This window comes from Streptomyces sp. NBRC 110611 (assembly GCF_001590865.1).
GTDB lineage: Bacteria > Actinomycetota > Actinomycetes > Streptomycetales > Streptomycetaceae > Streptomyces.
Map to the genome: position 1 here is coordinate 261607 of NZ_BBUY01000001.1, position 11300 is coordinate 272906.

7 protein-coding genes and 1 riboswitch are annotated in these 11300 nt (G+C 72.0%); of the genes, 2 read left to right on the plus strand and 5 right to left on the minus strand.

Annotated features, from left to right (window positions below):
• The coding region (locus tag AZE13_RS01170) for a coiled-coil domain-containing protein (RefSeq protein WP_398780070.1) at positions 1–508 on the minus strand (508 nt) is incomplete at its 3' end.
• Between the two features lie 28 nt (positions 509–536).
• Positions 537–648, minus strand: a riboswitch (cyclic di-AMP (ydaO/yuaA leader).
• A 455-nt stretch (positions 649–1103) separates the two neighbouring features.
• On the opposite strand from AZE13_RS01170, the gene pcrA reads away from it, so the two are divergent.
• Positions 1104–3614 carry a DNA helicase PcrA gene (pcrA, locus tag AZE13_RS01175; protein ID WP_066925636.1) on the plus strand — a complete coding sequence of 837 codons (2511 nt, stop codon included), beginning with the start codon at positions 1104–1106 and terminating at the stop codon, positions 3612–3614.
• Positions 3615–3993: 379 nt separating this feature from the next.
• On the opposite strand, the gene AZE13_RS01180 is transcribed toward pcrA, so the two are convergent.
• The gene (locus tag AZE13_RS01180) at positions 3994–5796 is read right to left on the minus strand and encodes a M23 family metallopeptidase (RefSeq protein ID WP_066925639.1); all 1803 of its coding nucleotides are present in this window, start codon (positions 5794–5796) and stop codon (positions 3994–3996) included.
• Between the two features lie 189 nt (positions 5797–5985).
• The gene (locus AZE13_RS01185; protein ID WP_079123577.1) at positions 5986–6972 is read right to left on the minus strand and encodes an alpha/beta fold hydrolase; all 987 of its coding nucleotides are present in this window, start codon (positions 6970–6972) and stop codon (positions 5986–5988) included.
• Positions 6973–7344: 372 nt separating this feature from the next.
• On the opposite strand from AZE13_RS01185, the gene AZE13_RS01190 reads away from it, so the two are divergent.
• Positions 7345–7803 carry a cobalamin B12-binding domain-containing protein gene (locus tag AZE13_RS01190; RefSeq protein ID WP_066925642.1) on the plus strand — a complete coding sequence of 153 codons (459 nt, stop codon included), beginning with the start codon at positions 7345–7347 and terminating at the stop codon, positions 7801–7803.
• A 116-nt stretch (positions 7804–7919) separates the two neighbouring features.
• Here AZE13_RS01190 and AZE13_RS01195 read toward each other — a convergent pair whose 3' ends face one another.
• Entirely contained in the window at positions 7920–9533 is a 1614-nt protein-coding gene (locus AZE13_RS01195) for a DUF5691 domain-containing protein (RefSeq protein WP_066925645.1), read from the minus strand.
• A gap of 276 nt (positions 9534–9809) precedes the next feature.
• Positions 9810–11168, minus strand: coding sequence for an SWIM zinc finger family protein (locus AZE13_RS01200; protein ID WP_066925648.1), 1359 nt, complete (start codon positions 11166–11168; stop codon positions 9810–9812).
• Positions 11169–11300: the final 132 nt, after the last annotated feature.

Sequence of the window (11300 nt, forward strand, 5' to 3'; positions counted from 1 at the left end):
TCGCCTCGGCCCGCTGGCGGGCCGCCGCAGCCGCCTGCCCCTGGTAGTCGGCGACGGCCTGCTGCTGCCGGGCGGTCAGCCGCTGCATCAGGTGGGTACGGTCGAAGAACTGCTGCGGGTCCTCGGCGAGCATCAGCCGCGCCGTCGAGTTCACGCCACCGCCGCGGTACTGCGCCGACGCGAAGGTGCCCAGCTCGCGCCGGGCGTCGTTCATCTTCTGCGCCCGCCGGGCGGCCGCGTCGAGCAGGTCGTTGACGGTGTTCTTCTGATCGTCGGCGCTCTCCTTCGCCGCGTTGTACTTCTGGGTGGCCACCTCGGCCTGGCGGTAGAGGCCGTCGACCTTCTGCTTGACCTCTTCGATGGTGGGCCGGGGCGCGCTGGGTGCCGCCTCGGCGGACTGTGCGAGCAGGGTCACCGAGGCGAGCGCGGCGGTGGTGAGCCCGGCGGCCGTACGGCGGCTTCCGGGCGAGCTGAGAACACTGGTGCGCGGCTTGCGGTGGGACGCCAAGGCCGGCGGCTCCTTCCGTGTGCCGCCTACCGGGTTAGCTGAAGGGTTCGGGCCGGCGGAAGGGTGGCCCTACGGTCCGGGCGTCCGCTGCGGGCGGTCGCAGGACCGATTCACCCCGGTGGTGCGGGTGGGTCCCCGGCTCCGGGCCGGGGGCCCGGGGTTCGGGTCTTCCGGCGCGTCTGGACTCGGCGGAGGCGGCCCGTGCCGGTGCTGTCACCGACGGCGTGCGGGCTGCCCGAGCCAGGACGTTAGCCAACTGGCGTGGCTCCTGTGAAGGCTGATGTTCGATATGCCCGAAACCTTTTCGTGACCTTAGTGGCCTCAGTGACGACTTCAGCGGCCTTGGCGGCAGCGCACGGCAGGACGAGGCAAGACGGGACAGGGAAGGGCGGGGGAGGTGAAGCGGGGGAAGTGAAGCGGGGGAGATGAAGGGGAAGGGGAAGAGCAGGGGAGAAGGGGAGGGGCTGCGGACGGCGGTCATCAGTGCACGTACCGGTTTCGTCCGTGCACGGAGCGGTTGCATCCGGCCGGTCCGGCCACACTTGTCCACACTCCCCAGCGCACTGTCGGTGGCGCGGCCTAGACTCGGTGGGCGATGAGCAGCCTCTTTGACGACAGCTTCCTGGCGGACCTCGCCCACAAGGGCGAGGAGGAGCCCCCGCCGCCTCCCGAGGACGAGCACGAGCCGGTCCCGGAGGAGATCCCCGCCGACCTCTTCGGCGGGCAGTTCGACGTGCCCGTATCCAGGGACGCGTACTACCGCGACGGCGCCGCCCGCCCGGTCATCGACCCCGCGGCGCTGCTCGAGGGCCTCAACGACCAGCAGAAGGCCGCCGTGGTGCACGCGGGCGGCCCGCTGCTGATCGTCGCCGGGGCCGGCTCCGGCAAGACCCGGGTGCTCACCCACCGCATCGCCCATCTCCTCGCCGAGCGCCATGTCCACCCCGGCCAGATCCTTGCGATCACGTTCACGAACAAGGCCGCGGGCGAGATGAAGGAGCGCGTGGAGCAGCTGGTCGGCCCGCGCGCCAACGCCATGTGGGTCTCCACCTTCCACAGCGCCTGCGTCCGCATCCTGCGCCGCGAGAGCAAGAAGCTGGGCTTCACCTCGTCCTTCTCGATCTACGATGCGGCGGACTCCAAGCGTCTGATGGCGCTCGTCTGCCGTGATCTGGACCTGGACCCCAAGCGCTTCCCGCCGAAGTCCTTCAGCGCGAAGATCTCCAACCTCAAGAACGAGCTCATCGACGAGGAGACCTTCGCCGGGACGGCAGCCGACGGGTTCGAGAAGACCCTGGCCGAGGCGTATGCGATGTATCAGGCACGGCTGCGCGAGGCCAACGCCCTGGACTTCGACGACATCATCATGACGACGGTCCATCTGCTCCAGGCGTTCCCCGACGTCGCCGAGCACTACCGTCGCCGGTTCCGTCATGTCCTCGTCGACGAGTACCAGGACACCAACCACGCCCAGTACACCCTCGTCCGGGAGCTGGTCGGTACGGGCACGGCCGACATCCCCGCCGCCGAGCTGTGCGTGGTCGGTGACGCCGACCAGTCGATCTACGCTTTCCGCGGCGCGACCATCCGCAACATCCTCCAGTTCGAGGAGGATTACCCCGATGCGACGACGATCCTGCTGGAGCAGAACTACCGCTCCTCGCAGACGATCCTGTCCGCCGCCAACGCGGTCATCGAGCGCAACGAGAACCGCCGTCCCAAGAACCTCTGGACGGACGCCGGCGCCGGCCCCAAGATCACCGGCTATGTCGCCGACACCGAGCACGACGAGGCCCAGTTCGTCGCCGACGAGATCGACCGGCTGACGGACGCCGGCGACGCCAAGGCCGGTGACGTCGCCGTCTTCTACCGCACCAACGCCCAGTCCCGGGTCTTCGAAGAGATCTTCATCCGGGTCGGGCTGCCCTACAAGGTCGTCGGCGGCGTGCGCTTCTACGAGCGCAAGGAGGTCCGCGACGTCCTCGCGTATCTGCGGGTGCTCGCCAACCCCGAGGACACCGTCCCGCTGCGCCGCATCCTCAACGTCCCCAAGCGCGGCATCGGCGAGCGCGCCGAGGCCATGATCGACGCCCTGTCCGCACGCGAGAAGATCACCTTCCCGCAGGCGCTGGCCCGGGTCGACGAGGCGTACGGCATGGCGGCCCGCTCCGCCAACGCCGTCAAGCGCTTCAACGTCCTCATGGAGGAGCTGCGGACGGTCGTCGAGTCCGGTGCCGGGCCCGCCACGATCCTGGAGGCCGTCCTGGAGCGCACGGGCTACCTCGCCGAGCTCCAGGCCTCCACCGACCCGCAGGACGAGACCCGGATCGAGAACCTCCAGGAACTCGCCGCCGTGGCCCTGGAGTTCGAGCAGGAGCGGGGTGAGGCGGCGACGTCGGGGGAGGCCGCCCCGGGGCCCGGCACGCTCGCCGAGTTCCTGGAGCAGGTCGCCCTGGTCGCCGACTCCGACCAGATCCCCGACGAGGACGAGGAAGGCACGGGCGTCATCACGCTGATGACCCTGCACACCGCCAAGGGCCTGGAATTCCCGGTCGTCTTCCTGTCCGGCATGGAGGACGGCGTCTTCCCGCATATGCGTGCGCTGGGCCAGACCAAGGAGCTGGAGGAGGAGCGCCGGCTGGCCTACGTCGGCATCACCCGCGCCCGTGAGCGGCTCTATGTCACCCGCTCGACGATGCGCAGCGCCTGGGGGCAGCCCTCGTACAACCCGCCCTCCCGGTTCCTTGAGGAGATCCCGGACGACTACGTGGAGTGGAAGCGCACGGGGCCGGCGACGCCTTCCGCCTCGATGGGCGGTCTGTCGTCGCGGGGCGGCGGAGCTGGCGGTGGCGGCCTCGGCGGGGGCATCGGTTCCACGCTGTCGTCGACCCGCTCGAAGGGTGCCGGCGGGTTCGCCACCCGCCGTGCCAAGGACCGTCAGGTGGTCTCGCTGGCCGTCGGCGATCGCGTCACCCATGACAGCTTCGGGCTCGGCACGGTCGTCGGCGTCAAAGGCAGCGGCGACAACGCCGAGGCGACCATCGACTTCGGCGGCGAGAAGCCCAAGCGGCTCCTGCTGCGCTACGCCCCGGTGGAGAAGCTCTAGTCCTCCCCCCCCGCCTCTCCCGGGTTTCCGCGAGCTCTCTGTGGACTCCTGGGCTCTGGGCTCTGTGGGCTCCGAGGAGCCGCAGAGCCCAGGGGTGCTTCAGTCTCTGTGATCTCTTCGGCCTCTGCGGTCCCTTCGGCCTCTTCGGCCTATGCGGTCCCTTCGGGGTTACGTGGCACCCGAGATTGAGGGGGACACCGGAATATCGCTCGCCCCCGCCTTGTTGTGGCCCCGCAGGGGGGCCTCGCTCCCCCTAGGGGATCTGTTCGAGCCTCCCCTAGGGAAACACCCCCAGAACCCCCGGGCGCGCGTGGGGCGCGGTGGCGTGCACGGTGTGCGCGGGCGCGCCCCGGGCGGTGCAGGAACGGTACGGCGGGGGTCAGTTCGGGTTGAGGCCGTGGGTGCGTAGCCAGGGCATCGGGTCGATGGGCGATCCACCGCCGGGCCGTACCTCGAAGTGCAGGTGCGGACCCGTGGAGTTGCCCGAGTTGCCCGAATAGGCGATCTGGTCACCGGCCTTGACCGAGCCGGAGCGGACCTTGGTGCTGCTCAGATGGCAGTACCACGTCTCGGTGCCGTCGGGAGCGGTCACTATCGCCATGTTGCCGTACGCGGTGTTCCACTGCGTACGGACGGTGCCGTCGGTGGCGGCGAGGACCGGGGTGCCGTAGCTGACCGGGAAGTCGATGCCGGTGTGCACGGACATCCAGTTCACGCCGGCCTGGCCGAAGAGCGCGCTCAGTCCGTGCTCGGTGACCGGCAGCGCGAACTTGGGCCGCATGGCCTCCTTACGGGCCGCCTCCTCCGCCTTGCGCTTGCGCTCCAGCGCCTGGCGCGCCTTGAGGTCGATCCGTTCCTGAGTGCGGCTGGCGCGGTCGCGGAAGTCGTCAGCGCTGGCGCTGAGCCCGGCGAGCTGGGTGTCGAGCTTCTTGTTGGCCGCGGAGCTCTTGACGCCCCCCGGGTCGACCGGGCCGGCCTGGTTGGTCGTCGTGTCGTCCTTGTCGTCCCCGCCGAGACCGGCGACGGACGCGGCGGCCACGCCGCACACCCCTATGGCGGCGACCGAGGGAACGGCGACGGTCAGCAGCGCCGACCGCTTCGCCGGGCGCCGTCGCCCGCGGCCGCGGACGGGCTTGCCGGGATTCGGGCCGGCGACCCGGCGGGCGGCGGGGGTGGCTGTGGCCGCGGCCGCGGTGGTGACCGGCATGGCCTGTGTCATGGCATCGGCGAGGGCGGCGGCGTCGGCATCGGCGTCGCCGGTGTCCGTGCTGCCGCTGGTGTGGCTGATAGCGCCGGTGTTGCTTGTGCCGTTGGGGTTGTCGGCGTCGGGGGAGCCGTCGTCGTGCCGGCCGGTCTCGTTCCATGGGGTGCGGACCCATGGCTCGCCGTCGTCCGGCGGGGGGCCGGCCTGCGCCGGGATTCCGGCGGTCAGCTCCTGGTCGGCGGCCGGCCAGATCGCCGTGGCCTCGTAGCTCGCGGTCTCGAACGCCGCGGTCTCGAAGCCCGCGGTGTCCTCGACGGCGGTGGCCTGCGGGCCGATGGTGTCGTAGCCGCCTGTCGTCCCGTACGTGCCCGTCGGCTCGTACGGATCGGCCGGCTGATGCGCCCCGGCCGTCTCGTAGGCGCCCGTCGCCTCATAGGTGACCGTGGCATAACTGCCGGTGTCGTAGGCGTCGGTGGGGTGGTTGCCGGTGTCATGGCCGCCGTGCCCGTAGGCGGTGGCGCCGTATGTGACGGCCTCCGGCGCGGTGCTCTCGTACGCGGTGTGGGCGTACGGGGCGTAGCCCGCGGCATCCGACTGGAGGTCCGTAAGGACGTGGGAGCCGGTGTCGTGGGTGCTGGTGGCCCACTGCGTCGTGTCGTAGGAGCCGGTGTCGTAGGTGGCTCCGGTGACGTCGTAGGTGCCTGTGCCGTAGGCGTCCGTGCCGTAGGCGCTGTGGGTGCCGGTGTGGTCGTAGCCCGTGGTGTGGAAGGTGCCCGTGTCGTAGGCGCCGGTGTCGTACACCCCCGTGTCGTACGGGCCGGGGTACGAACCGAACAACGGGGCGCCGTCGCCGTATTCGGCACCGGCAGTCGGCGAATACTGCTGCCCGTAGGAGTCGTAGGCGGGGTAGTGCGCATACGAGGCGTCGGAAGCGGAGTCGGTCGGAAGACGGCCTTCCGAAGGGCGACGGTCGTTCACCAACTTCTCTTTCGCCTCGGCAGCAGGAGAATTAGCGGCGACTGTACCCGGCGGTACGCGACGGCGACAATCTTCCACGGGTTCCGGGCTCGCCGAGGCCGGGCATTTGGCCGCCTTTCGGCACTCTCATGCGAGTTTTTGGCGCCCCGTTCGATGTTTGTTCGATTCGCATCGCCTCGCAGAGCAGTGTCAGGCCACGACTGACGCGGAGTCGGCGGCTCCCACCGCTGCCGGTATGCCGCCCGAGGTGAGCGCCTCGCGTATGCCGGCCGCCACAGTGCCGTTGACCGGCAGAGCGAGATGTCCGACACCGGCGACCTGCGCGTTGTACGCGAGCAAATCCGGGTGATCGATTCTGGCCGTGCCGGCCGGCACCATCACTTGATCCTCCTCGCTCCAGAAAGCGACAAATTGTGTTCGGCAATTCGGGGCCGGAAGCGCCAACTCTGCTATCACTTCGGAATCCGGGCGCATCTGCCGGACGACCGGATGTACCGACATCAGCGGCGCGACACGGGTACCGGAGTGCGGGGTGCCGAGCGTGACGACCGTACGGACCCGGGTGTCGCCGCCGAGCCGCTGGACGTAATAGCGCGCGATGAGCCCACCGAGGCTGTGGCCCACGATGTCCACCCGGCGGTGACCGGTCCGCGCACACACCTCCTCCACATGGCGGCTCAGCAGCTCGGCCGCCTTCCGCAGATCGCAGGTCAGTGGGGAGTAGTTGAGCGCTTCGAGGTGGCGCCAGCCGTGGCGGTGCAGGGAACGGCGCAGCAGTACGAAGACGGAGCGGTTGTCGATGAAGCCGTGGAGCAGCAGGACCGGCGGATGTGAACGGCCCTCGGTCGGGAGCAGGGCGGGCGGAGCGGGCAGAGCGGGCGGAGCAGGTAGAGCGGGTGGAGCGGATTGGCCGGCCGAGGCGCGGCCCGGGGCGGGCGCCGGGCACACCTCTGGGTCCTTTGTCGTGGGGGGTGGCAGGGGCCGGGGTACCGGGTGCTCCTGGGTGATGCCGGTGGGGTAGAGGAGCAGATGCCCGGCGAGGACCACCAGATCCACGACGGTGCTGCGCAACAGCAGCGACGACGCACGCCCGGGAAGCAGGCGTACGCGCCGGAGGGGCGCCGAGACGGCGCGTGCGATCAGCAAGGGTGCGGAGAGAAAGGGCAGGGCTCGCATAGCCGACCTCCCGAACGGCATGCGGGAGACGGCTCTGACCCCCGTATGCCCTCGTGGGAAGCCACCCCATGCGAGAGCGAGTATGCGGCGCACTCGCCCTGATGTGCGCCTCAAGGCGCGGTGGCCCGGCTGCGGCTCCCCGGGCGCGCGGTCCGCGCGTACTGAGCCACCCGTCCCTGAGGTGACGACACGCGGAACGCGGCGCGTAGCGGACGTGTCCCGTGTGTGATTTCCCCCTCGCCGGATGTCACGAAACGGCTGGGTACGGGATGCTGGAGATAACGTTCGTTCACGCTCGTGGCCGCCGGACCGCGGCCGCGCGATCGATTGTCGGCTCGGCACCACCGTGTCGTGCGTGGCTTGGAGGCAGTGATGAGTGTGGCTCGGCAGGACGGGGTGCAAGCGGGGAGCCAGGGCGTGGCGGGCCGTTCGGGGCCGATCCGCGTGGTGGTGGCCAAGCCGGGCCTGGACGGGCACGACCGGGGCGCCAAGGTCATCGCGCGGGCGCTGCGCGATGCGGGGATGGAGGTGATCTACACCGGGCTGCACCAGACCCCGGAGCAGATCGTCGACACCGCGATCCAGGAGGACGCCGACGCGATCGGGCTGTCCATCCTCTCCGGCGCGCACAACACCCTCTTCGCGAAGGTCATCGCCCTGCTGGTGGAGCGCGACGCGGCGGACATCAAGGTATTCGGCGGCGGCATCATCCCCGAGGAGGACATCCCGCCGCTCAAGGAGCAGGGCGTCGCGGAGATCTTCACGCCGGGTGCGACGACCGCGTCGATCGTGGAGTGGATCAAAGCGAACGTACGCCCGGCGGCGGTCTGAGGGACCTGCGGAGGGGCCCGCGGGGCAGGAGGCGGTCCCCAGTTGGCGGAGGGTGGCCGGGACGCTGCGGATCACGGTATGGCGGATGACGATGCCGCGGATCGCGGTACGGCCGGTCATGGCGCGGTCCGGTCGTCGTCGCCGGGCGGTGGGGTGAGTTCGGCCTGCATGGTGGCGCGCAGCCGGAGCGTGCCGACCAAGCGCTGGAACGCTTCGGACCAGTAGCCGCCGGATCCGGGAGAAGCACCCTCCGGCTCGTCCGTGAGCGCGGTGAGCCTGTCCAGGCGGTCCGCCGCGGACGGGTCCAGACAGCGCTCGGCCAGGCCCATCACCCCGCTGAAGCTCCACGGATAGCTGCCCGCGTCCCGGGCGATGTCCAGCGCGTCCACGACGGACCGGCCGAGCGGCTCGGCCCAGGGGACCGCGCAGACGCCGAGCATCCGGAAGGCGTCCGACAGGCCGTGTGCCGCGATGAACTCCGCCACCCACCGGGCCCGCTCGTCATCGGGCAGCACGGTCAGCAGCTTCGTCAGGTCCCGTGCCGAGCCGGCCGGTGCGACCTCGGCGGACCGGTCCGGGGCGCCCGGGCCACCCGGCGCGCCCAGCAGCGCCCGCGCCCAGTCGGCGTCCCGCCGGCGTACCGCGGCGCGGCACCAGGCGTCGTGCAGCTCGGTGCGCCAGCCGTCGGCCACGGGGAGCGCGACGATCTCCGCCGGGCCGCGCCCCGCGAACCGGTCGCGCCACCCGTCCAGCGGGGTCGCCTCCACCAACTGGACCAGCCACCAGGACCGTTCGCCCCGCCCGGAGGGCGGCTTGGGCGCGACGCCGTCCCGCCTCATCCCGGCATCGCACTCGTGCGGTGCCTCGACGGTGAGCACCGGCGCGTCGGCTGTGCGGTCCAGCGCGACGCAGGCGTGGGCGCGTCGTGCCATACGGGCCGCGAGCGCGGAGCCGGGCAGGGTGGAGAGCAGCTCGGCGGCCGTGGCCCGTACGCTCCGGCTGCGGTCGGACAGTGCCTGCTCGAGGAAGGGCTCGTCGGTCGCGGTGAGCTCCCCGCGCAGTGCGTCCAGGAACATCAGCCGGTCCTCGGCCCGTTCGGTCGCCCAGGTCGTACCGAGCAGCTCCAGACCCGCCCGCGGGTCGCGGCGGCGCAGCGCCGTCAGCAGCGCGACCCGTTCCGTGAACAGGCCCTCCTCCCACCGGCGCCGTACGTCCTCGGGGCCAGCCGCGCCGGGCGGCGCGGCCGGGTCTCCTCCGCCACCGCTGCGGAGCGCGAACTTCCAGTCGTCGTTGAGCCGGGCCAGCCACTGGGCACGTGGTCCGGCCAGGGCGAGCGCGGCGGGCCGGAGGTCCGTGCGGGCCCGGGCGGCGTCGAGCAGCGCGGGCAACAGGGCGGCGGGGGCGCGGTAGCCGTGGCCGTGCGCGGCGGTCAGCCACTGGGGCAGCAGCTCGGTGAGGTCGGGGGCGGTGCCCCGGCGGCTGCCGCTCGCGGTGCCGCCACGGTCGGCGAGCAGCAGGGACAGCCGGCGGTGCGCGGCCGGCGGCAGCGGGGGCCGGGTGTCGGAGGGGGCCGGGGCGGGGCGCTCACCGGCCGGGGCGGGGCGCAGCGCACCGCGCCGGCGCACCGTGGCCACCGCCGCCGCGTCCAGCAGCGCGGCCGCGGCGCCCTGCCCGGGGCGTACCGCCACCGGCGGCAGCCGCCGCTCGGTGCCGAGCAGTGCCGCACTCACGAGCTCGGCCCACGGGGCGGCGGCGGTCGGAGGGGCGGAAGCCGGTGCGGCCGACGGCGGGGGCGTGGAGGCAGGGGCGGTGGGGACAGGGGCGGTGGGTGCGGTCGGGGGAGGAGAGGCAGAGGAAGCAGAAGGCGTAGAAGGCGTAGAAGGAGGAGGAGAGGTGGAGTTGAGGGGGGTTGGTGGGGTGCAGGGGTTGGTGGTTGTCGTCATGTGAGTGCTCCAGAGGCGTGTGGTGGGCGGGGTGCGCGGGTGTCGTGGCTGCCGGCGCCGGGGTCATAGGGCCACCGGGGTCGGGTCCCAGACGGTCAGCGGGCGGAAGCCGTGGTGTCCGCACTCGCCGAAGACCGTGACCGGCTCGCCGCCCGATATCGCGACCAGCCGCCACAGTCCCGTACGGCCCAGGCAGCGCGGATCCAGCGGAACCGCCGACTCGCCGAGCGCGTCGGCCAGTTGCCAGCCCTCGCCGTCGCCGGCCGGTATCGGGGTGACGTCGGCGAGCACCACCGGCCAGGAGTCCAGCCAGGGGTCGTCGCGCAGCGTGTCGCCGTACGCGGCCAGCGCGGCATCGACGCCGCAGCCCGGCGGTACCGGCCCCGGGGCCGCCGGAGCGTGCCGTTCGCCCAGGAGAGCGCGCAGCGGGCGGGCGCCCGGGTAGTAGGTCAGGTCCGCGTCGATCACCAGGCCGGGCGGCAGTGCCAGGTCCAGGGGGCGGTGCGGGCCGCCGAAGGAGAGGTGCAGCGCCATCCGGCCGGTCCGCTCGCCCCGCAGGAAGATCCTGCGGGTGGTCAACTTGCCGTCGTCGCTGTCCTGCTGGGACAGCACCAGCCAGCGGTCCCGCACCGCCGTCGTGTCGGAACCGGCCAGCAGGCCGGCCGCTTCCGTGGTCAGCCCGACGCGTGCGCGGACGGTCGCCGCGAGTGGGTCGGGCAACCGCTCGATGCCGAGGAATCCCCGGGTGAGGAGGTGCAGCAGGGCACACTCCTCCAGCAGTCGCGTCGGCCAGTCCGGACCCGATGCCGCAACCGGCCCCAACTCCCGTACCCGCGCGGCGAGTCCCGGCGCCTGGGCGTCGACCATGCGGGCCGCCGTCTCGTCCCAGGGGGCGGTGCGGCCGGCCGCGGCCAGGCCGGACTGCAGCAGGTCCTCCAGCCGCTGCTCCAGTTCCGTGGCGCCCGCGCCGATCCGCTGCATCCGGCGCTCCGCCCGGCGTTCGGCGGCCTCCGGATCGGCCGGTGCCCGCGCCGCGGCACCGCCGCCGGGTACCCCGTCGTCCGTCCGCCCGGCGGCGTGCTCCCGGCGGTTGTCCAGCCATTCGCCCGCCCACTGCGGCGGTTCCCCGTCCGCCACCGCCCCCTCCGTACCGGCCCAGAGCAGCAGCAGTCCCAGTGCGTGTTTGCACGGGAACTTGCGGCTCGGGCAACTGCACCTGAAGGCCTGGCCCTTGACGTCCGCGACCGTCTGATACGGCTTCTTTCCGCTGCCCTTGCACAGTCCCCACACCGCGCTTCGGCCCGCACCCGTGTCCGACCACGGGCCGGGCGTGGCGAGCTTGCCACCCGCCTTGCGTGATGCCTCGTCAGGCGCCAGTGCGAGCACCTGATCCGTCGTCCAGCGTTCCCCCTGCGGATTCATGTCTCCGACGCTACGACGCGGCACTGACAATCGCCCTCGGCCGCCCGCTCAGCGCGAGGAAGGCGCAGGTCAGCGGGGATTTCAGGGGCGTTGTCAGTGGTGTGGTGCAGGCTGGATTCCGCAAGCGGCCGA